This window comes from Sphingomonas sp. LHG3406-1, assembly GCF_029637485.1.
Classification (GTDB): Bacteria; Pseudomonadota; Alphaproteobacteria; order Sphingomonadales; family Sphingomonadaceae; genus Sphingomicrobium.
Genome location: NZ_CP069128.1, coordinates 866709 through 888400, shown reverse-complemented (window position 1 = coordinate 888400; position 21692 = coordinate 866709). Strand labels below are relative to the sequence as shown.

General features: G+C 66.5%; 15 protein-coding genes. 11 read left to right on the top strand and 4 right to left on the bottom strand.

Translation table 11 applies throughout. The annotated features are described in order from the left end of the window. Positions 1 to 11: 11 nt before the first annotated feature. The 4 genes from JOY29_RS04305 to JOY29_RS04290 all read left to right on the top strand — a co-directional run bounded on the left by JOY29_RS04305 (position 12) and on the right by JOY29_RS04290 (position 4091). Complete coding sequence (locus JOY29_RS04305) at positions 12 to 869, top strand: SRPBCC family protein (protein WP_300974956.1); 858 nt, start codon at positions 12 to 14, stop codon at positions 867 to 869. A 13-nt stretch (positions 870 to 882) separates the two neighbouring features. Next, positions 883 to 2115, top strand: a complete 1233-nt coding sequence (locus JOY29_RS04300) for a zinc-dependent alcohol dehydrogenase (RefSeq protein ID WP_300974955.1) — start codon at positions 883 to 885, stop codon at positions 2113 to 2115. A 16-nt stretch (positions 2116 to 2131) separates the two neighbouring features. Next, entirely contained in the window at positions 2132 to 2893 is a 762-nt protein-coding gene (locus JOY29_RS04295) for an SDR family oxidoreductase (RefSeq protein ID WP_300974954.1), read from the top strand. Positions 2894 to 3035: 142 nt separating this feature from the next. Further along, positions 3036 to 4091: an AI-2E family transporter gene (locus JOY29_RS04290; protein ID WP_300974953.1), complete on the top strand. Its 1056-nt coding sequence runs from the start codon at positions 3036 to 3038 to the stop codon at positions 4089 to 4091. A 126-nt stretch (positions 4092 to 4217) separates the two neighbouring features. Here JOY29_RS04290 and JOY29_RS04285 read toward each other — a convergent pair whose 3' ends face one another. Next, positions 4218 to 5768, bottom strand: coding sequence for an MFS transporter (locus JOY29_RS04285; protein ID WP_300974952.1), 1551 nt, complete (start codon positions 5766 to 5768; stop codon positions 4218 to 4220). A gap of 210 nt (positions 5769 to 5978) precedes the next feature. Here JOY29_RS04285 and JOY29_RS04280 point away from each other — a divergent pair, with 210 nt between their 5' ends. The 6 genes from JOY29_RS04280 to JOY29_RS04255 all read left to right on the top strand — a co-directional run bounded on the left by JOY29_RS04280 (position 5979) and on the right by JOY29_RS04255 (position 14691). Further along, positions 5979 to 8462 (top strand): exo 1,3/1,4-beta-D-glucan glucohydrolase, encoded by a 2484-nt coding sequence (locus JOY29_RS04280; protein WP_300974951.1) that lies wholly within the window; start codon positions 5979 to 5981, stop codon positions 8460 to 8462. Positions 8463 to 8544: 82 nt separating this feature from the next. Next, positions 8545 to 9687, top strand: a complete 1143-nt coding sequence (locus tag JOY29_RS04275) for a fumarylacetoacetate hydrolase family protein (RefSeq protein ID WP_300974950.1) — start codon at positions 8545 to 8547, stop codon at positions 9685 to 9687. A 15-nt stretch (positions 9688 to 9702) separates the two neighbouring features. Then, complete coding sequence (locus JOY29_RS04270; RefSeq protein ID WP_300974949.1) at positions 9703 to 11139, top strand: aldehyde dehydrogenase family protein; 1437 nt, start codon at positions 9703 to 9705, stop codon at positions 11137 to 11139. 5 nt (positions 11140 to 11144) lie between these two features. Next, positions 11145 to 11909, top strand: a complete 765-nt coding sequence (locus tag JOY29_RS04265; RefSeq protein ID WP_300974948.1) for an SDR family NAD(P)-dependent oxidoreductase — start codon at positions 11145 to 11147, stop codon at positions 11907 to 11909. Further along, complete coding sequence (locus JOY29_RS04260; RefSeq protein ID WP_300974947.1) at positions 11909 to 12775, top strand: SMP-30/gluconolactonase/LRE family protein; 867 nt, start codon at positions 11909 to 11911, stop codon at positions 12773 to 12775. Before JOY29_RS04265 ends, JOY29_RS04260 begins: the two co-directional genes overlap by 1 nt. Beyond that, positions 12754 to 14691, top strand: coding sequence for a sialate O-acetylesterase (locus JOY29_RS04255; protein WP_300974946.1), 1938 nt, complete (start codon positions 12754 to 12756; stop codon positions 14689 to 14691). Before JOY29_RS04260 ends, JOY29_RS04255 begins: the two co-directional genes overlap by 22 nt. Here JOY29_RS04255 and JOY29_RS04250 read toward each other — a convergent pair. From JOY29_RS04250 to JOY29_RS04240, 3 genes are all read right to left on the bottom strand, one after another. After that, positions 14685 to 16463, bottom strand: coding sequence for an IlvD/Edd family dehydratase (locus tag JOY29_RS04250; RefSeq protein ID WP_300974945.1), 1779 nt, complete (start codon positions 16461 to 16463; stop codon positions 14685 to 14687). The two genes, JOY29_RS04255 and JOY29_RS04250, sit on opposite strands and share 7 nt — an antisense overlap. Positions 16464 to 16529: 66 nt before the next feature. Then, the gene (locus JOY29_RS04245; protein ID WP_300974944.1) at positions 16530 to 17966 is read right to left on the bottom strand and encodes a sugar porter family MFS transporter; all 1437 of its coding nucleotides are present in this window, start codon (positions 17964 to 17966) and stop codon (positions 16530 to 16532) included. 102 nt (positions 17967 to 18068) lie between these two features. Continuing rightward, on the bottom strand, positions 18069 to 19124 hold the full coding sequence (locus JOY29_RS04240; protein ID WP_300974943.1) for a LacI family DNA-binding transcriptional regulator: 1056 nt from the start codon (positions 19122 to 19124) through the stop codon (positions 18069 to 18071). Between the two features lie 124 nt (positions 19125 to 19248). On the opposite strand from JOY29_RS04240, the gene JOY29_RS04235 reads away from it, so the two are divergent. Then, positions 19249 to 21672, top strand: coding sequence for a glycoside hydrolase family 3 N-terminal domain-containing protein (locus JOY29_RS04235; protein WP_300974942.1), 2424 nt, complete (start codon positions 19249 to 19251; stop codon positions 21670 to 21672). Positions 21673 to 21692: the final 20 nt, after the last annotated feature.

Below are 21692 nucleotides of genomic sequence, written 5' to 3'. Positions count from 1 at the left end.
AGGAGGTAGAATTGGCGCATAAACATACCGACGCAGACGTCGTCGACGAAGTCGAACGGCTGAACGAGGAAGCAGTCCGCGATGCCCGCGAGCATGAGCCCGCCCCGCGGCGTGGCCGGATCGAGGAAGTCGACGAGGACCAGCGTGTCCGCATCCAGGGCGACCAGCGACGTCGTCGCGGCAACGGGTCGAACGGCAACGGCACCCTGATCGGCCTCGGCCTCGGCCTTGCGACCGCAGGTGCGGCTGCCTTCTTCTTCGCCCGCGCAAGGTCCGAGGACGAGCTGCCAAGCGGCCCGATCCTCAGCGACGCGCCCGACCATGTCCTGCGCGGCAAGGCGCAGCAGCGTGCCCGCAACCAGGAAGATGGACGGTCGCTGGTCGGCCGCACCGTCACCATCGGCAAACCAGCGGGCGAACTCTACGCTATTTGGCGTCGCTTCGAGCGCTTCCCGGAGTTCATGGACAACGTCCGCGAAATCCGGCGCATCGACGACAAGGTCTCGGAATGGACGATCGAGGCGCCGGGCGGCGCCACCGTGCAGGTGAAGACCCGCATCCTCGAGGATATTCCAAACAAGACCATCGCCTGGGTCAGCGAACCGGACAGTCAGATCGAGACCGAAGGGCGGGTCGAGTTCGCCGAAGCGCCGCCGGGCCGCGGCACTTATGTCCGGCTGCTCATCCGCTATACGCCGCCGGCGGGAGCGCTCGGACGCATGGTCGCCAAGGTCATGCAGCGCGAGCCCAACGTCCAGGCACGCCGGGACCTCCGCCGCTTCAAGCAGCTGATGGAAACCGGCGAAGTCCCGGTCAACGCCTCACCCTCCGGTCGCAAGAGCGAAAGCCCGACCGAGCCCCGCATCTAGGAGCTGCAAGACGATGAAAGCCCTCACCTGGCAAGGCCGCCACGACGTGCGCGTGGAGCGCGTTCCCGATCCCGAGATCGTCAATCCACGCGACGCGATCATCAAGGTCACCTCGACCGCCATCTGCGGGTCGGACCTGCATCTCTACGATGCCTACATCCCGACCCTTCGTGCCGGCGACATTCTCGGCCACGAATTCATGGGCGAAGTGGTCGAAACCGGCGCAAAATCGACCCTCAAGAAGGGTCAGCGGGTGGTGGTGCCTTTCACCATCAGCTGCGGCGACTGCTTCTTCTGCAAGAAGACGCAATTCTCGGCCTGTGACAACAGCAATCCGGCCGAAACCAGCGATGCGTCGGAAACGCTGATGGGTCACGCCATGGGCGCAGCCTTCGGCTATGCGCATCTGACCGGCGGCTATGCCGGCGGCCAGGCGGAATATGTCCGAGTGCCGTTCAGCGATGTCGGCCCGATCGTCATCCCCGACCATATCGAGGACGACAAGGTGCTGTTCCTGTCGGACATCCTTCCCACTGGCTGGCAGGCGGCGGAGAATGCCGACATCGAACCCGGCGATACCGTCGCCGTCTGGGGCTGCGGACCTGTCGGCCTGTTCGCCATCCAGAGCGCGTTCAAGCTCGGCGCGCACCGGGTTATCGCCATCGACCATTATCCGCGCCGATTGCAGCTTGCGAGGCAGATGGGCGCCGACATCCTCGACTACCGCGAAGTCGACGTGCTCGAGGCCCTGAAGGAGATGACCGGCGGGATCGGTCCCGACGCGGTGATCGACTGCGTCGGCATGGAGAGCCACGGCCTTGCCATCGACAATCTGGCGGACACGGTGAAGGCGCACATGATGCTTGGCACCGAGCGGCCGCATGCGCTTCGCCAGGCGATCATTGCCTGCCGCAAGGGTGGGCGGGTCTCGATCCCTGGCGTCTATGGCGGCTTTGCCGACAAATTCCCGCTCGGTCAGCTGATGGAGAAAGGGTTGCAGGTGAAGAGCGGCCAGACCCACATGCAGCGCTACACCAAGCCGCTGCTGGAACTGATCGAAAAGGACGAACTCGATACGACCTTCATGATCTCGCACCGCGAACCGCTCAGCCGCGCCGCGGAAATGTACCGCCACTGGCACGACGAGCAGGACACCTACACCAAGATCGTCCTCAAGCCGGGCATGGACCAGCAGCAGTCACAGGTCGATCTCGTCGCCGCGCGACAGGTCGAGCCGGCAGAGTAATCAGGAAAGAAGAACAATGAGCAAACTTGCAGTCATCACCGGTGCCTCGTCGGGCATCGGGCTTGAAATCGCGCGCCTTGCCTCGGCGGAGGGTTACGACCTGATCGTCGCTTCGGACACGCCGATGGTGGACGCTGGCGCCGGCCTCGACGGCGAGGTCGACTCCATCGAGGCGGACCTCTCGACCGATCAGGGAGTGAAGCAGCTCCTGCAGCAGATCGGCGACCGCCATGTCGACGTGCTGGTCGCCAATGCCGGCCACGGGCTCGGCCATGGCTTTCTCGAGCAGAGCGTCGCCGAGTGGCGCCACGTCATCGACACCAACATCACCGGCACCCTGCTGTTGATCCAGCCCATCGCCAAGAAGATGGCGCAGCGCGGGGAGGGGCGGATCCTCATCACCGGCTCCATCGCCGGCCACGTCCCCGCCGCCTTCCAGGCTGTCTACCATGCTTCGAAAGCGTTCGTGGACAGCTTCGCCGCCGCGCTCGGCAACGAGCTCAAGGACACGGGCGTCACGGTGACCTGCCTCAAGCCCGGCGCGACCGAGACCGAGTTCTTCGCCCGCGCCGACATGGAGGACACCAAGGTCGGCCAGTCGAAGAAGGCTTCGGCCGCCGACGTCGCCAAGACCGGCTGGGAAGCGATGAAGAAGGGCGAGCATGCGGTCGTCCACGGCCTCGCCAACAAGGCGCAGGTCCTCGCCGCCGGTGTGCTTCCCGAAAGCGTTTCGGCGCAGCAGGGACGCAAGATGAACGAGCCGGGCAGCGGAGAGTAGCTGCCCCGCCGGCTAAAGCCGGGGCCCAGTGTTTCCCTGCGTGAGTGCGTGATCGGGAAGCACTGGGCTCCGCCTTTCGCAGGATAAAGGCTTGTTCCACGCTCGCAACGGAACAGGTGGCGCGCCGCTTGGTTCGTCATCCATGTCAACTTTCCCGCACACGCACGATGACAGCCGCTTCATCCGGCGAACACTGATCGTCATTGCGCTCGTGGCGCTCGCATTGCTGGTCTGGCAGCTACGCGAAGTTCTGCTGATGGTGTTCGGCGCGGTGGTCGTCGCCACTCTCTTCCAGAGCCTGGCCGGGGTCTACCAGAAGCTTCGTATCCCCGCTGGCGTGAGCCTCGCTCTGGCGGTCCTCACCGTACTGGTGGTCGTGGCGCTCTGCTTCGCCTTGTTCGGCGCACAGCTCACCAGCCAGTATGAGCAGATCCGCGAAGCCCTGCCCAGAGCCTGGGCAGCATTGCAGCAGCGACTGGAGGGCTTCGGTCTGTCCGGGCAACTCGATCAGCTGAAGGGCGGCAGTGGCGGCGGTGGAAGCTTCGCTGCAACCGCCGGCCAGTTCGTCATGAGCCTTGGCAGCGGGATCGCCGATGCGCTCCTGATCGTCGTCGGCGGCATCTTCATCGCCGCGTCGCCGCGCTTCTATCGGAGCGGTCTCGTCAAGCTGGTGCCCGAGAGCCGCCGCGCCGTCACCAGCGCGGCGATCGCCGACAGCGGGATTGCGCTCAAGCTCTGGCTCAAGGCTCAGCTGCTGACGATGGCGGCGGTCGGCATCGCCAGCGGCGTCGGCCTGTGGCTGGTCGGGATGGACAATGCGCTCGCATTCGGCCTGCTTGCAGCACTGCTCGAGTTCATTCCCTTCATTGGCCCGATCCTGGCCGCCGTTCCCGCTATCCTGATCGCCGCCGCGCTGGACCCGCAGCTGGCATTGTGGGTGGCCGGCGTGTACTTTGTGGTGCAGCAGCTCGAAGGCAATCTCTTCTCGCCGCTGCTCCAGCAATGGGCGGTCGACCTGCCGGGCGCGGTCCTGCTCTTCTCCCTGCTCGCGATGGGCACCTTGTTCGGACCGCTCGGAGTCATCTTCGCCGCACCGGTGACGGTCGTGATCTACGTGCTGGTGAAGAAACTTTACGTCCGCGAGGCGCTCGACACGGCGACCCCGATCCCCGGGGAGGAGCAGAAGCAGGAAGACTGACGAGCGCGGCGCCGAGCTACCAGAATTGGCCTCATGCTCGGCAATTCGACAGACGAGTTCATCGGCCGGAGCTGACACCTGTTCGTCGAGGAAGCGTGCACCCGGAGGCGCTGAATAACGCCTGCCTCAGCCGGCCTTGCCCTCGAGCTCCGCGAGGCTCCGGCCGCGGGTCTCGCGTCCAGCCCAGGCGATCATCGCGGCGGAGGCGACCGTCGGCAGGACCAGCGCCCAGGCCGCTCCGACCAGGGTCGGGATGAAGCCGACGAGCGCCGCCACCTGCACCGCCACGCCGCCGAACTTGCTGCTCCCCGCGACCAGACCAGTGGCGCGTCCCCGGATGTGCAGCGGGTAATTCTCGGCCGTGTAGGGAATCAGCACGGCAATCGTCCCGTTCGTGCCGACGATCAGCAGCGCGATGACGGTGACCAGCAGTGGCTCCCATTGCAGCATCGATGATGGCAGCAGCGCGCCGAAGAGGCCCGCCAGGGTGATGAGGACGGTCACGACGAGCGTCCAGCGGCTGCTCAGCTTCGAATAAGTGAAGGCGGCGATGGCGATGGTCGGAAGCGCGATCAGCGATGACCTGGCGATCAGCCCGCTGGTCAGCTCGGCGCTGTAGCCGCGTGCCTGAAGGTCGCTGGGCAGCCAAAGCAGCAGGCCGAAGTTGACGAAGCTCCAGCACAAGGCGGCAATGACCAGGGCCGCCGTCAGGCGCGGCTGGCTACTCACCTTGCTGAAGTGCGCCATGGAGGCAGCCGAACGATTGACCCGCACGAGGCCGAACCGGCGCTCCATGTCGGCCAGTTCGGCCGTGCGCCCCTGCTTGGCGAGGAAGCGCGGTGTCTCTGGAATGAAGCGGGTGAGGGCGAGCAGCAGGAGGCCGGTGGGAAAGCCCTGCAGCCATAGCGATCGCCACCCGTAGGTCGGCTCCAGCGCGTGGGCGGCGCCGCTTGCCGCCAGATAGCCGCCGATCAGCCCGGTGCCCCCGACCAGCACCAGCACCCAGCTGCGGTGCCGGGGCGGCATGACTTCGGTGAGGAGGGTGTAGATGACGGGCAGCATGCCGCCCGCCGAGCTTCCCATCAGGAAGCACATGACGAGGTTCCACTCGAACGCCGGCATGGCGCCGCAGATGGCGGTGGAGGCGAACAGGATGGAGGACAGGATGATCGACACCCGCCGCCCGTAGATGTCCGCCAGCCAGCCCCAGAGGAAGGAACCCACCGTCGTCCCGATCAGCGCGGTGAGTGGGAGCAGGGCGGCCGTCGACTGGTCGATGCCATATTCCTGCCGGACTCCCGGAAGGACGAAACCCAGCGTGGCGGGCTTCATCACGTCGATGATCAGCCCGAGCGTCAGGACTGCCAGCACCACAGCATGGGAGCGATTGAGCGGCATGGCGTCCGACGCCTCATAATCCGCGTTTGCTTCCTCGACGTGCACCGGGCGGGTCGGTAGTGCGCCCCAGCAGGCCAGCGGCACCCCGGCGACGATCAGCCCCATGCCGACGAGCATTTCCCAGTCCATCGCCATGCCGACGAGGTGATTGCCCATGCGATGCGCCATCCACAGCATCGGCAGGTGGAGCAGGACGCCGAGCGAGATCGCGACGCAGCCCAACCAGAAATAGGGTGCGCGCTCGCCGACGAGGACGCGGCTGGTGGGGATGGCGGTCACGTCTACTCTTTCTGGAAGTGCGGAAAAGGCGGTCCGCTGCAATCACCACGATCGGCGCCGCTTCGCAATCGCAGAGCGCTCGCCATCCTTTTCCCCTCCGCCTTCGCCAAAGCGCTGGACGTAGCAGAATGGCCGCGCCATGATAGCGCTATCATGTCGCTTGGCCGAAGCTGTTCTTTTGGCCGGGTGGCGGTGGAGGAGAAGCCAGGGATGAAGCGGTTCGGGCTGACACGGAGCACTTGCCTGCTGGCGATCACGGCGACGAGCGCGCTGGCACTGCCGAACGGCGCGACGCTCGCGCAGGAGCGGCCGGCAGCGACGGCCGGTGTCACCTGGCCGAAAGTGAAGAGCCGGGTCCGCACCAATGCGGCGCTGGAAGCGCGAGCCAATGCCATCCTCGCGCGCATGTCGGTCGAGGAGAAGGTCGGCCAGATCATCCAGCCCGATATCGCCAGCATCACCCCCACTGACGTCGCCAAATACAAGTTCGGCTCCATCCTCGCCGGCGGCAACAGCGCGCCGGGAGGCAACGAGAAGGCGCCCCCGGCCGAGTGGCTGAAGCTTGCGGATGCCTACTGGAACGCCTCCGACCAGGCGGCGTGGACGGGCGAGAAGATCCCGCTCATGTGGGGCATCGATGCAGTCCACGGTCATGCCAACGTGGTCGGCGCCACCATCTTCCCGCAGAATATCGGTCTCGGCGCGACCGGCGACCCGGCGCTGATGCGCAAGATCGGCGAAGTCACCGCGCGCGAGATGGTGGTGACCGGCATCGACTGGGATTTCTCGCCGACCCTCGCCGTGGTCCGCGACGATCGCTGGGGCCGCGCCTATGAGGGCTTCTCCGAAGATCCGGCGATCGTCCGCGCCTTCGCCGGTCCGATGGTGGAAGGCCTCCAGGGCCGTCCGGGCACGCGCGAGTTCATGGGGCCGGGCCGCGTCATCGCGACGGCCAAGCATTTCGTCGGGGACGGCGGCACGACCGGCGGCAAGGACCAGGGCGACACCGCCGTCTCGCCCGCGGAGCTGCGCGACATCCATGGCGCCGGCTACGGCCCGGCGATGAAGGCGGGCGTGCAGGCGGTCATGGCCTCCTTCTCGAGCGTCAACGGGGAGAAGGTGCACGGCAGCCGCGGCCTGCTCGACGGGGCGCTCAAGCAGCAGATGGGGTTCGACGGCCTCGTGGTCGGCGACTGGAATGCGCATGGCCAGATCGCGGGCTGCACCAACACCAGCTGCCCGGCGAGCATCAATGCCGGGCTCGACATGTTCATGGCGCCCGACAGCTGGAAGGGCCTGTACGACAGCACGCTGGCGCAGGTCCGGTCGGGCGCGATCCCGATGGCTCGCCTCGACGATGCGGTCCGCCGCATCCTCCGCGTGAAGCTGCGCGCCGGCCTGTTCGAGAAGGGCGCTCCCTCGACCCGCCCACTGGCCGGGCGCTTCGAACTGCTTGGGTCACCCGGGCATCGCGCCGTCGCCCGGGAAGCCGTGCGCAAGTCGCTGGTGCTGCTGAAGAACAATGGCGGCATCCTGCCCCTGTCGCCGCGCGCCAACATCCTGGTGGCGGGTGACGGCGCCGACGACATCAGCCGGCAGTCCGGCGGATGGACGATCAGCTGGCAGGGCTCGGGGCTTACCAACGCGGACTTTCCCGGTGCCACCTCCATCTGGGGCGGCATCCGCCAGGCGGTCGAAACGGCGGGCGGGCGGGCGACGCTGAGCGTCGACGGCAGCTTCAGCCAGCGCCCCGACGTCGCCGTCGTCGTGTTCGGCGAAGAGCCCTATGCCGAATTCGTCGGCGACCGGGCGACGCTGGAATTCAGCCCCGGCGACAAGCGGCATCTCGAACTGTTGCGCAAGCTCAAGGCGGCTGGCGTTCCGACGGTCGCGGTGTTCCTGTCCGGGCGTCCCTTGTGGGTGAACCAGGAGCTGAACGCCTCCGATGCCTTCGTCGCCGCCTTCCTGCCGGGGAGCGAAGGGGGCGGGGTGGCCGATGTGCTTCTGCGTAACGCCGCTGGCCGGGTCCGGCATGATTTCACCGGAAAGCTTACCTTCAGCTGGCCAAAGCGCGCGGACCAGGCACCGCAGAACCGTGGCGCTGCCGGCTATGATCCGCTGTTCGCCTACGGTTACGGCCTCCGTGCCGCCGACCGCAGGAACGTGCCGCAGCTGCCTGAGGATCGGCCGCCGCCCGTGCCGGGTGGAGCCGACGGCGTCTATTTCGGGCGAGGCACGCTTCCGCCCGGCTGGCAGTGGGCGACCAGCGGCAGCGGCATCACCATCGCCGGCGTCGATCGGCGGGCTCAGGAGGATGCGCGGCGCCTGCGCTGGACCGGTGGCGGCGAAGCCGCCGCTTTCATCCGCGCGGCGGCCCCGATCGATATCTCGCGCGAGACCACGGGCGAACTCAGCCTGCTGATCGACTATCGCGTCGACGACAGGCCGAGTGGCCCGGTCACGCTGGCGATGGACGGCGCGGAAGTTCCGATCGGCGGCGTGCTGCGCGCTGCGCCGGTTGGCGAATGGCGGACCCTTACCATTCCGTTGCGCTGCTTCGCTCGCGCTGGGCTGAACCCGCAGAAGGTCGCCGTCCCCGCCTCGATCCGAACCGGCGGCACGCTTGGAATGGCCGTGTCCGACGTCCGCATCGCCAGCGCGATGGTCGACCAGAACAGCTGCGGCCAGCCCTGATCCAGGAACGTCGGCGGCTCTCGGAGGTCGTGAGGAGAAATCGGTTGGTAGCGCTATCAGGTAACAGGAGGTGGTTGGTCCGATGATCGGCAGTTCCGCATCGATGATGCTGCCCGAAGATCATGGGCAAGCCGTGCTCGCTGGCAGGCTGCTGCGTCCGGAGGGGCCGACGCCCGTGCTGGTTCGCGGTGGCCGAGTCGAGGACATCTCTCGCTTCGCACCGACCGTCGCCGACCTCCTCGATACCGCCGACCCGCTTGCCGTCACCGGCGAGGATATCGGGTCCGTCGATGAGCTGCTTTCTGGCGCGCTCGGCCGATTGCTGGCGCCCAACGACCTTCAGGTGGTGAAGGCGGCCGGCGTGACCTTCGCCCTGTCGGCCATCGAGCGAGTGATCGAGGAGCGGGCTCGCGGCGATCACCGCCAGGCCGCCGTCCTGCGCGGCAAGATCGAGGAGAAGATTGGCGGCGCGATCCGCTCGGTGCGACCGGGCACCGACGAGGCCGCGCGCCTGAAGGCCGCGCTGATCGAGGACGACCTCTGGTCGCAATATCTCGAGGTGGCGATCGGTCCCGATGCGGAGATCTTCACCAAGACCGCGCTGCTTGCGAGCGTCGGCAGCACTGCCCCGATCGGCGTCCGCTCGGACTCGACCTGGAACAATCCAGAGCCGGAAGTCGTGCTGGCGGTCAGCAGCCGCGGCGAGATCCGCGGCGCGGCGCTCGGCAACGACGTCAACCTGCGCGACTTCGAAGGTCGGAGCGCCCTGCTGCTCAGCAAGGCCAAGGACAACAACGCCTCCTGCGCCATCGGACCCTTCATCCGCCTGTTCGACGACGTTTTCACCCTCGACGACGTTCGCGCCGCCACGGTGACGCTCGAGATCGTCGGCGACGACGGATTCTCGCTCGAAGGCCGGAGCGAGATGAGCCAGATCAGCCGCGATCCCGAAGATCTCGTCGCGCAGGCGATGAGCGAGCATCACTATCCCGACGGCTTCATGCTCTTCCTCGGCACGTTGTTCGCACCGACCAAGGATCGCGACGAGCCGGGACGGGGTTTCACCCACAAGCCGGGCGACCGGGTGCGGATCGCCAGTCCGCGCCTCGGAACGCTCGAGAATGTCGTCACCACCAGCCGCGATGCGCCGCCGTGGGCGTTCGGCGTTCGCGACCTCATGCGAAACCTGGCCGCGCGCGGTCTCCTCCAGTCGGCCAAGTCCTGAAAGGCGAGTAGTCCCATGTCCGAAACACTCCATCACATCATCGCGGGAGAGGCGGTCGGCAGCGACGCGGCGGGCGAGAGCATCAACCCGTCCGACCTCGGTGACGTGGTCGCTCGCTACCCGAAGGGCAGCACGGCGGATGTCGATCGTGCCGTGAAGGCAGCGCGTGCAGCCTTCCCGTCCTGGTCCGAAGCTTCGCCGGAAGTGCGCTCGGACGTGCTCGACAAGGCCGGCAGCCTGGTCATGGCGCGCGCCAAGGAGCTTGGCGAGCTGCTCTCGCGCGAGGAGGGCAAGACCCTTCCCGAAGGCACGGGCGAAGTCATGCGGGCCGGCCGCATCCTCAAGTATTTCGCGGGCGAGGCGATCCGCCGCCACGGCCAGGCCCTGGATTCGACGCGGCCTGGGATCGACGTCACCACCCACCGCGAGGCGGTCGGCGTGTTCGGGCTGATCACGCCGTGGAACTTCCCGATCGCCATCCCCGCCTGGAAGGCCGCGCCGGCGCTGGCGTTCGGCAATACGGTGGTGCTGAAGCCGGCCACGCCGACGCCGGCGATCGCCCATGCGCTCGGCAAGATCATCGAAGAGGCCGGGGCGCCGCCGGGCGTCTTCAACCTCGTTCTTGGCGAAGGCGACGTCGGGCGGGCGATCGTCGACCATGGCGACATCGACGGCATCTCCTTCACCGGCTCGCAGGGCGTCGGGGCGAGCGTCGCCGCAGGGGCGATCAAGCGTCAGGCACGGCTGCAGCTCGAAATGGGCGGCAAGAACCCGCTGGTCGTCCTGGACGATGCCGACATCGAGAAGGCGGTAACGGTGGCGATCGATGGGGCCTTCTTCGGCACCGGCCAGCGCTGCACCGCGTCGTCGCGGATCATCGTCACCGAAGGCATCCACGACCGCTTCGTCGAGGCGCTGGCAGAGCGGGCGCGCTCCCTGCGGGTCGGCAATGCGCTTGATCCGTCGAGCCAGATCGGCCCAGCGGTGAGCGAGCAGCAGCTGGAACAGAACCTCCGCTACGTCGGCATCGCGCGTGACGAAGGCGGGCAGGTTCTCACCGGCGGCGAGCCGCTCAGCCTCGACACGCGCGGCTATTACATGGCCCCGACCATCATCGCCGACACCGCCCCCAACATGCGCATCAACTGCGAGGAAGTGTTCGGGCCGGTCGCCAGCACAGTGCGCGTGCGCGACTATGATGAAGCACTGGAGATCGCCAATCGTGGGCAGTTCGGCCTGTCTGCCGGCATCGTCACCGACAGCCTCAAGCACGCCCGCCATTTCCGGCGTGCCGTGCGGGCGGGAATGGTGATGGTCAACCTGCCCACGGCGGGGGTCGATTATCATGTGCCGTTCGGCGGCACCCGCAAGTCCAGCTACGGCGCACGCGAGCAGGGCTTCGCCGCCGTCGAATTCTACACACAGACGAAGACCGTCTACGTCGGGGGGTAAGCAATTTGAGCGACAAGAGCGACTTGCGGGCGGTCTACCCCAGCTTGAAGGGCAAACGGGTGCTGGTGACCGGCGGGGGTTCCGGCATCGGCGCGGGTATCGTGGAGGCGTTCGTCCGGCAGGGGTCGGACGTCGTCTTTTTTGACATCGCCGAGGAGGAGTCGCTTGCGCTCCTGGAGCGGCTCGGCGGCAAGGCCCGCTTCGAGCGCGTCGACCTGTGCGACGTCGCCGGGCTCCGGCAATCGATCGCCCATATGGTCGACGAGGGCGGAGCGTTTGACATCCTCGTCAACAATGCCGCGAATGACGATCGCCACCAGGTCGGCGAGGTGACCCCGGATTACTGGGACGAGCGGGTCAATGTGAACCTGCGCCACCAGTTCTTTGCGGCCCAAGGAGTGATCCTTGGCATGAAGGAGAAGGGCGGCGGCGCGATTGTAAATCTCGGCTCGATCAGCTGGCACCTCGGCCTGCCCGACCTTGTGCTCTACCAGACCGCCAAGGCCGCCATCGAAGGCCTGACCCGTAGCCTCGCGCGCGAGCTCGGGCCGGACAACATCCGCGTCACCTGCGTCATTCCGGGCAACATCCAGACCCCGCGCCAGCAGCGCTGGTACACGCCTGAAGGCGAAGCTGAGATTGTTGCCGCCCAGGCGCTGAAGGACCGACTGGTACCCGATGACGTTGCCGCCATGGTCCTGTTCCTGGCGTCCGACGACGCGCGGCTGGTCACCGGGCACAATTACTGGGTCGACGCGGGCTGGCGTTGATGACCGGCGAACCCGCAAGCATCTGGTCCCTTGGTGCCGAACTTGGCGAGGGGCCGACATGGATCGACGACCGGCTGTGGTTCGTCGACATCAAGAAGAAGCAGATTCACCGCTTTGATCCGGACAGCGGCGAGAAGCGCAGCTGGAGTGCGCCCGAGCAGGTCGGCTTCATCGTTCCGCGCGCCCGTGGCGGCTTCATCGTCGGATTGCAGAGCGGCCTCTTCGCCTTCGATCCTGGCAGCGGCGGCTTCGACCAAATCGTGGCAGTCGACCGGGACAAGCCCAACAATCGGCTCAACGATGCAGTTGTCGACGGGGAAGGGCGGCTCTGGTTCGGCACGATGCACGACGGTGAGCGCGACAGGACGGGCGCCTTCTATTGCTATGCGGAGGGCAGGCTCCGTCACACCGGCATCGACGACATCGCCATCACCAATGGCCCGGCCATCTCGCCCGACGGACGCTCCCTCTACTGGGTTGATACGCTCGGCGGCAGGTTGTGCGCGGCCACGATTGGCGCGGACGGCGGGCTCATGGACAGCCGCCTGCTCGTCTCCTTCACGCCCGAGGAGGGCTATCCTGACGGTCCAACCGGCGACGCCGAGGGCGGCGTGTGGATCGGGCTCTACGCCGGCTGGCAAGCGCGCCGCTATTCTCCCGCGGGCGAGCTGTTGCAGACCATCGCCTTTCCAGTCGCCAACATCACCAAGGTCGCGTTCGGCGGCCGCGACCGCCGCACCCTTTTCGCGACGACGGCGCGGCAGCTGCTGAGCGCCGAGCAGATCGCCGGTCAGCCGCAGGCCGGCGATCTCTTCGCACTCGAAATCGGCATCAAGGGGCAGCCATGCACAGCCGTCCGGGATTGATCGTCAGCTCTGGAGTCCTTGCACTCACGCTCGGCACCGCCGCCGGTGCAGCGCCGACGATCGATGTCCCATATTCCAACGATGCGGTGATCCAGCGGGACCGCCCCGTGGTCGTCACCGGCACCGCGCGACCGGGCGAGCGGGTGAACCTCAGGGTCGGCGGGCAGGCAGCATCGGTGGTTGCGGATGCCGGCGGCCTCTGGTCGGCCCGCTTCCCCGCGCTGCCGGCGGGCGGCCCCTATCGCATCGAAGTACGAGATGCGGAAGGGGCGAGCGCCACCGCGGAAAACGTCATGGTCGGCGACGTCTGGCTCTGCTCGGGCCAGTCGAACATGGAATATCCGCTCGACCGCGCACTCAACGGCGCGGCGGAGGTCGAAGCTGCGACCGACCCGATGCTGCGCCTGATGACCATTCCGCAGCGCGCAATCGTCGCACCCGCGCCGCTCACTCCCGACGTTCGCTGGGAAGTCTCCAGCCCGGCCACCGCGGCCAGCTTTTCCGCAGCCTGTACCTTCATGGCGCGCGACCTGCGCAGCCGCGACAGACAGGTCCCGATCGGCCTCATCGATGCCAGCTGGGGCGCGACCCCGATCCGGGCCTGGATGGACGAAGCTGCGGTGCGCGGCAGCGGCGGGGCGGCCGAGGCTGATTTGCTTGCCCTGTATCGACGGGACCGTGCCGCCGGCGCCGTCCGCTTCGGCGAGGAATGGGGCGCCTGGTGGCGGCGGAGGAGCGGGGACGCTGTCGGCCGCGAGCCATGGCGCGCCAGCGATAGCCTGACATGGCAGCCAATGCCGGCCTTTACCTTCTGGGAGACCTGGGGCCGACCCGACTTCGAGCGCTTCAATGGGGGCGTCTGGGCCCGCAAGCGCATCCGGCTGACGGCTAGCCAGGCGAAGAATGCCGCGACCTTGGGGCTGGGCGTGATCGACGACAGCGACACGACCTTCGTCAACGGGGTCACCGTTGGCACGACCTACAGCTGGTCGCTCCCACGCGAATATCGGCTTGCGCCCGGCACGCTGAAAGAAGGCGACAATGAGCTGCTCGTCTTCGTCCGCGACAATTGGGCCGCCGGCGGCTTTCAGGGTCCGGCCGAACGTGTCGAGTTGCGCTTGGCCAATGGCGAGAAGGTGGCGCTGGGCAGCGGCTGGGAGATCAGCGTCGCCCCCGATCGAATCGGCGAGCCGCCGCTGGCGCCCTGGGACGGCCAGTCGGGTGTCGGCACCCTGTTCAGCGGAATGATCGCGCCACTCGGTCCGATCGGGCTCAAGGGCGTCGCCTGGTATCAGGGCGAAGCCGATGTCGGGAAGCCGGGCTACGACCGGCGGCTCGCCGCGCTTATGGCCAGTTGGCGGCGGCACTTCGCAAACGAGCGACTGCCGTTCCTGATCGTCGGACTCGCCGGCTGGGGCAAGCCGGGCACGTCACCGGTGGAAAGCGGCTGGGCTGCGCTGATCGACGAACAGCGCCGGGCCGTGGCGGTGGACCGCAGCGCTGCCCTCGTCAGCGCCATCGACCTTGGCGAGAAGAACGACATCCACCCGCCTGACAAGCAGGAAGTCGGAAGGCGGCTGGCGCTTGCCGCGCTTGGTCTCGCCTATCGCAGCCAGGACGGTCGCGTCGGACCGGTTCCGGTGCGCGCGGCCCGCGAAGGGGAAACCATCCGTCTTCGCTTCAGCAAGGCTCTGCAGGCGCTGAGCGGAGCGCCGCTCGGCATCGAACTGTGCGGGGCCGGTGCCGGCAGCTGTCGCTTCGCCGCTGCGGACATCGACGGGACCGATCTCCTCGTCCGCAAGGCGCTGCCGGGCGACGTGAAGGTGCGTCACGCCTGGGCCGACTCTCCGGTCGTCAACCTCTATGACGCCGACCTTCTGCCGGTGCCGGTGTTCGAGCTGCCAATCGGTCAGTGATTGTGGCGCGGCGTGCGCTTCGACGTGCCGCGATAGGCGACTGCAAAGTCGAGCACGGCGCCGTCGGCCAATTGCCCGGTCTTCTCCCGGTACAGTTCTTCCCATGGTGTCTGGCTGTGCGGCACGGGTGGCGGCGCTTCGGCCTTGCGGCGCGCGATCTCCGCCTCGTCCACCAGGGCGTCGCATGTGCCCTGGCCAAGATCGATCCGAATGATGTCGCCCGTCCGCAGCCAGGACAGGCCACCACCCGCCGCGCTCTCGGGCGAGGCGTTGAGGATGGACGGACTGTCCGACGTCCCCGACTGGCGCCCGTCACCAAGCGTCGGAAGGCTGGTAATGCCGCGCTGGAGGAGGGCGTCGGGCGGCTGCATGTTGACGACCTCCGCTGACCCCGGCCAGCCAACCGGCCCGGCCCCGCGGATGACGAGGATACAATGCTCGTCAATGGCGAGGGCAGGATCGTTGATCCGGTGATGGTAATCGTCCGACCCGTCGAACACGATCGCCCGCGCCTCGAACACGCCCTCCTGCCCGGGTTTTGACAGGTAGCGCTTGCGGAACTCGGCCGAAATGACGCTCGTCTTCATGATCGAAAAATCGAACAGATTGCCCTTGAGGACGAGAAAACCCGCCTTCTCGCGTAGTGGCTGGTCGAAGCGCCGGATCACCTCGCGGTCGCGCGCCTCGCGTCCTTCGAGATTGTCGGCCTGGGTGCGCCCTGTCACGGTTAGTGCCGCGCCGTCGAGGTGGCCGGCATCAAGCAGCTCCCACATGACGGCGGGAACGCCGCCGGCACGGTGGAAGCGTTCGCTGAGGAAGGTGCCGGCGGGCTGCATGTTGACCAGCAGGGGCAGGTCATAGCCATGCTCCATCCAGTCCTCGCGGGAGAGGTCGACGCCAGCGTGGCGAGCCATGGCGACGATATGCGGGTGCGCGTTGCTGGAGCCGCCGATTGCCGCGATCAGCCGCAGCGCATTGAGGAATGCTTCGCGGGTCAGGATGCGTGAAGGCCGGAGATCCTCATAGGCCATGTCGACCACGCGGCGGCCAGTCTCATAGGCCATCTGACCGCGCTCGCGGTAAGGCGCCGGGATCGCTGCATTGCCGGGCAGGCACATGCCCAGCGCTTCGGCGACCGCATTCATCGTGCTCGCCGTGCCCATCGTGTTGCAGTGACCGGCCGACGGTGCGCTGTCGGCCGCCCGCCGCAGGAACTCGGCTTCGTCGATCTCGCCCGCACCGAGCAGTCTTCGAGCGCGCCAGATGACCGTTCCCGATCCGACCAGTTCGCCGTCGTGCCAGCCATCGAGCATCGGTCCGCCGGAGAGGGTAATCGCCGGAATGTCGACCGTTGATGCGGCCATGATCGAGGCGGGAGTGGTCTTGTCGCAGCCGGTGGTCAGGACGACAGCATCAATTGGATAGCCGTTGAGGATCTCGACGAGTCCGAGATAGGCAAGGTTGCGGTCGAGCGCGGCGGTCGGTCGCCGGCAATTCTCGAAAATCGGATGGACCGGGAATTCCATCGGAATCCCGCCCGAATCGCGGATTCCCGCCTTGATCCGGTGCACCAGTTCAAGATGGATACGGTTGCACGGCGCAATGTCGCTGCCGGACTGGGCGATGCCGATGATCGGCTTGCCGCAGCGCAGTTCCTCGGCGGTCAGCCCATAGTTCATGAACCGCTCCAGGTAGAGGGCGGTCATGTCGCTCCGCCCCGGCGCATCGAACCAGTCCCGGGATCGGAAGGGGCGAACAGGGGTGCGGGTCACTGAAGGCTACCTCATGAAGTCGATTTGGGGAGCGAGAGCGGGCCTCGCTCCCCAGGAGAGGGCTCGTCAGCCCTGCATTTCTTCGAGTTCCTTGCCTTTGGTCTCGCGAACAAAACGCTGAACGAGGATGAAGCTGATCACCGCGCATACGCCGTAGAAGACGTAGCTTCCGGTCAGGCTCCAGGCGGCCATTGCGGGAAAACTGAAGCTGATCAGGAAATTGGCGAACCACTGGAAGAATCCCGCAACTGCGAGGGCGGACCCGCGCAGCTGGTTGGGGAACATCTCGCCCAGCATGACCCACATGACCGGACCCCAGCTCACGTTGAAGAAGATGACGTAGAGATTGGCGGCGATGACCGCGAGCATGCCGAGTTCAGGTGACAAAACGAGATTGTCGGACGCGTCGAGCGAGCCGTGGCTGAAGGCATAGACCATCACGAACAGGGTAACCGCCATGCCTGCCGAACCGATAAGGAGCAGCGGCTTGCGGCCGATGCGGTCGATGACGGCGATGGTGACGAAACAGGCTGCGATCGACACGGCGCCCGAGACGATGTTGATCAGCAGCGAGTCATTCTCGCTGAAGCCGGCGAGCTGCCACAGCGTCGCGCCGTAATAGAAGATGACGTTGATGCCGACGAGCTGCTGGAAAACGGCCAGCATGATGCCAACCCAGACGATCGAGCGAATGCCGAGGAAGCCGGGTGCGCCCACTGGTGCGAGTACATCGCTTAGCCGCGGCTGGTGATCGGCGTTGAAGGTCGCGCGGATCTCCTCAAGCTTGGTCTTCGCAACGTCGCTTCCGAACAGGCGGGTCAACACCTGTAGTGCGGTCTCGTCACGGCCCTTGGCGACCAGGAACCGCGGGCTTTCGGGGATGAAGTAAAGGGCGGCAAGGAAGAGCGCCGCCGGTACCGCCTGCATCAGGTACATCCAGCGCCAGGCCTCCAGCCCAAGCCAGAACCCCTCCGTCGAAGCGCCGGCGCCTGCCGCCAGCAGATAATTGACGAGGAAGGCGGCGGTGAGACCGGTGATGATCATGATCTGCTGGACCGTGGTCATCCGCCCGCGGATGCTCGCCGGTGCGACTTCGGAGATGTAGGCGGGCGAGAGGACGCTTGCCGCACCGACCGCCATGCCGCCGAGGATGCGCGCAACAACGAAGAGGGTGTGGTCGTAGGCGAAGCCCTGCACCAGGGCACCGATTAGGAAGAGAAGGGCGGTGATGCGCATCACATTGCGCCGCCCAAGAAGGTCGGCAAGCCGTCCGGCAAAGAAGGCGCCGATGAAGCAGCCGATGAGCAGCGACGCGACGGTAAAGCCGAGGCCATTGCTCGGCGAGAAGCTGCCGGGCACAAGGTCGAAGGTGGAGGTGAGGCCGGGCTGCGTGCCGTTGACTGCGCCGCTGTCGTAACCGAACAGAAAGCCGCCGATCGTGGCCACGGCGACGATGGCGCCGATATAGCCGAGATTCGCCCGTTCCGGGCCTGCTTCCGTCATGCTAATCCCCTCCTCAAGTCTGCGCGGCGGCAAACATAGCGACGCGCATGTTAGCGGTAACTTCTCCACTGCCGCGCGAGAAAAGCAACGGTGTTTCTTTCGCTACTTCTGCTTTGGCGGCGCAGCGGCCGAGCCGCGGATGATAAGCTCATGATCGAGGACGCGGTCTATGCTTCCCGCATCCTCGCCCCGGCTCTGAAATCGCAGGGCGCCGAGCAGCATCTCGAGCGCCGCGCCGGCCATAGCGGATACGGGCTGGCGAATCGTGGTGAGCTCCGGCCACACGCTGGTCGCAAGCGAGGTGTCGTCGAAACCGACAACGCTGAGGTCGTCGGGAACCTGCAGGCCGCGCCGATGCGCGACGCTGACCACCGCCGCAGCCATGTCGTCGTTGCTGGCGAAGATGGCGGTCGGTGGTTCAGGCAGGGAAAGCAGGGCGTCCGCCGCATCAAGGCCGGATCGGAAGGTAAACTCACCCGGCTCGATCGACAGCTGGTCGTCTGCAATGCCGGCCTGCCGGGCGACGTCGCGGAAGCCGCGCTCGCGCTCGCTGGTCGCAATGTGGCCGGGAGCGCCGGTGATATGGCCGAGGCGCCGGTGACCGAGGTCGATAAGATATTGGGTCAGCTGCACAGCGGCCGCATAGTCGTCCATGCGGACATTGAGCGGATTGTGGACGCGCCCCATGGCGACTGTGACGACCGGAATCTCGGCTTTGCGCAGCTCTTCGAGGATGGTCGTCGATTCGGAGACGGGCGGTGGCAGGATCACGCCTTCCACGCCTGCATCGATGAACTGCTGGGCCGCCTCGCGCTGAAGCGCTGGGTTCTCTGACTCGCAGGGCTCCAGCATCAGATGACAGCCCGCGCTACGCGCCGTCTGGAGCGAGCCGACCAGGAACTGGCTCAGATAGGCGGCTGAGGGATTGGAATAGAAGAGGCCGATCCGCGTCGCCTGTCCCGCCGCCAAGCTTCGCGCGGCGGTGTTGGGCGAGTAGCGCAGCTTTTCGATGGCCTGGAGAACGTTGTCGCGAGTCTCCTCACGCACATTCTTGCCCTTGTTGATGACCCGCGAGACGGTCATTGTCGAAACGCCCGCTTCCCGAGCGACGTCCTCGATCGTGACGTTGCCGCGTCCCCGCCGGCTCGCCTTGCTCATTCCAGCGCGCTTTCCCCTGTTCCGCTGCGGCTCGTCGTAGGCACCTCACCTGCCCATTGCAACGCCGCGGCAGCAAGATATGGTAGCGCTATCATCGCGAGTTCGGCGGTGCAAAGGAGGAACAATGGCGCTTCGTGCTGGACTGGCGGGGCTCACCCTTGCCGCATCGGTTTTCGCCCTCATTCCGGCGCTGACGGCGAGCTTCGAGGCGCAGGCTCAGGCGCAACCCACGGCGGCCCGGACGGTCCCGCTCTACAAGAATCCTCTGCAACCAATCGACCGCCGGGTGGAGGATCTTCTCCGCCGAATGACGCTGGAGGAGAAGGCCGCCCAGCTGATCACGTTGTGGGAGCAGAAGGGCAAGGTCCAGACCGATGCCGGCGTGTTCGATCCCGCCGAGGCAAGCCAGAACTTTCCGAACGGCATCGGCCAGCTCGCACGCCCATCCGACAAGCGCGGAGTGACCTCGACCAACAGCGGCGCGGCCGGTGCCGCCGCCGGCAGCGTCAATCGCGACGGTCGCGACACGGCCGAATATATCAACGCCGCGCAGCGCTGGGCGGTCGAGGGTACCCGTCTCGGCATCCCCATTCTCATGCATGAGGAAGCGCTGCACGGTTATGTTGCCCGGGGGGCTACCAGTTTCCCCCAGTCGATCGCCCTTGCGAGTAGCTGGGACCCAGCGATGGTTGAGCGGGTGTTCTCCGTCGCCGCCCGCGAGATGCGTGCGCGTGGCGCGACCCTCGCCCTTGCGCCGGTAGTCGATGTTGCCCGGGATCCGCGCTGGGGCCGGATCGAGGAAACCTATGGCGAGGACCCCCATCTCGTCAGCGAGGTCGGGCTTGCGGCCATTCGTGGTTTCCAGGGCACCAAACTGCCGCTCGCGCCCGACAAGGTGATGGTTACGCTCAAGCATCTGACCGGCCACGGCCAGCCGGAGAATGGCACCAATGTCGGACCTGCTGACATCTCCGAACGCAGCCTGCGCACCATCTTTTTCCCGCCGTTCGAGCGCGCCGTGACGACTCTCCCGGTCCGGTCGGTGATGGCGTCCTATAACGAGATCGACGGCATTCCCTCGCACGGCAATGCGTGGCTGCTGAACAAGGTGCTGCGCGACGAATGGGGCTTCGACGGAGCGGTCGTCAGCGACTATTTTGCAATCCGCGAGCTGATCACCCGCCACCGCATGTTCAGCAACATTCGCGATGCGGCCGAGCGCGCAATCGAATCCGGAGTCGACTCCGAGACTCCGGATCCCGAGGGCTTCATTCACCTTCCAGAATTGGTCCGCTCGGGACGCGTGCCGCAGGCGATGGTGGATCAGGCCGTACGCCGGATCCTGCGCATGAAATTCGAGTCCGGGCTGTTCGAGAATCCCTATGCCGATCCGTCCACTGCCGAAGCGAAGACTGCGACCTCTGATGCCATTGCTCTTGCGAGAGAGGCGGCGCAGCGGTCGATGGTGCTGCTTAAGAACGACCGCGGCCTGCTCCCGCTTGATCCGGGCAGGGTCGGGCGGCTGCTGGTGGTCGGCACCCATGCTCGCGATACGCCGATCGGCGGCTACAGCGACGAGCCGCGCCATGTCGTCAGCGTGCTCGAAGGTCTTCAGAAGGCGTCCGGCGGTCGCTTCCCGGTCAGCTATGCCGAAGGCGTCCGCCTTACCGAGACCCGCTGCTGGTCGTGCGACGAGGTCAAGCTCGTGCCACCCGAGACCAACCGCAAGCTGATTGCCGAAGCGGTTGCAGCTGCGCGCAATGCCGACACCATCGTGCTTGTCCTCGGCGAAAATGAGCAGCTGAGCCGCGAAGCGTGGGCCGACAATCATCTCGGCGACCGCGACAATCTCGATCTCGTCGGGCAGCAGGAAGAGCTTGCGCGAGCCCTGCTCGCGCTCGGCAAGCCTACGGTCGTGCTGCTGCTCAACGGCCGGCCGCTTGCGGTCAACTATCTGGCCGAGAATGCCCCGGCGCTGATCGAGGGCTGGTACCTCGGTCAGGAGACCGGCAATGCCGTCGCCGACGTATTGTTCGGCGCGGTCAATCCCGGCGGCAAGCTGCCCGTTTCCTTCGCCCGCAGTGTCGGCCAGCTGCCGATGTTCTACAATCGCAAGCCGACGGCCAGACGCGGCTACCTCTTTGACAGCACCGCCCCCTTGTACCCGTTCGGCCACGGGCTGAGCTACACCAGGTTTGACATCTCCGCGCCTCGTATCGACACGCCAACCATCCGGGTCGGCGATACCGCCCGCGTTTCTGTCGACGTCGCCAATGTCGGCAGCCGCATCGGCGACGAGGTGGTACAGCTCTACATCCGCGACGACGAAAGCTCGGTGACGCGCCCGGTTATCGAGCTGAAGGGATTCCAGCGCGTGACGCTGCGCCCCGGCGAGCGGCGGACGTTGACCTTCGCGCTGACGCCGCGCGATCTGTCGCTTTGGAACCTGCAGATGAAACGGGTCGTGGAGCCCGGCACCTTCACCATCTCGGCCGGACCCAATTCGGTCGACCTCAAGAGCGCCAAGCTGTCGGTGGTCGCCCGCTAAGCGATCGGGAGGAGAGGGGC

Bases quoted from the DNA above. Each gene is read 5' to 3' on its own strand.
- JOY29_RS04245 (WP_300974944.1), bottom strand. From the start codon at position 17,966: ATGACGGAAGCAGGCCCGGAACGGGCGAATCTCGGCTATATCGGCGCC.
- JOY29_RS04235 (WP_300974942.1), top strand. From the start codon at position 19,249: ATGGCGCTTCGTGCTGGACTGGCGGGGCTCACCCTTGCCGCATCGGTT.
- JOY29_RS04275 (WP_300974950.1), top strand. From the start codon at position 8,545: ATGATCGGCAGTTCCGCATCGATGATGCTGCCCGAAGATCATGGGCAA.
- JOY29_RS04270 (WP_300974949.1), top strand. From the start codon at position 9,703: ATGTCCGAAACACTCCATCACATCATCGCGGGAGAGGCGGTCGGCAGC.
- JOY29_RS04280 (WP_300974951.1), top strand. From the start codon at position 5,979: ATGAAGCGGTTCGGGCTGACACGGAGCACTTGCCTGCTGGCGATCACG.
- JOY29_RS04295 (WP_300974954.1), top strand. From the start codon at position 2,132: ATGAGCAAACTTGCAGTCATCACCGGTGCCTCGTCGGGCATCGGGCTT.
- JOY29_RS04255 (WP_300974946.1), top strand. From the start codon at position 12,754: ATGCACAGCCGTCCGGGATTGATCGTCAGCTCTGGAGTCCTTGCACTC.
- JOY29_RS04240 (WP_300974943.1), bottom strand. From the start codon at position 19,124: ATGAGCAAGGCGAGCCGGCGGGGACGCGGCAACGTCACGATCGAGGAC.
- JOY29_RS04300 (WP_300974955.1), top strand. From the start codon at position 883: ATGAAAGCCCTCACCTGGCAAGGCCGCCACGACGTGCGCGTGGAGCGC.
- JOY29_RS04260 (WP_300974947.1), top strand. From the start codon at position 11,909: ATGACCGGCGAACCCGCAAGCATCTGGTCCCTTGGTGCCGAACTTGGC.
- JOY29_RS04290 (WP_300974953.1), top strand. From the start codon at position 3,036: ATGTCAACTTTCCCGCACACGCACGATGACAGCCGCTTCATCCGGCGA.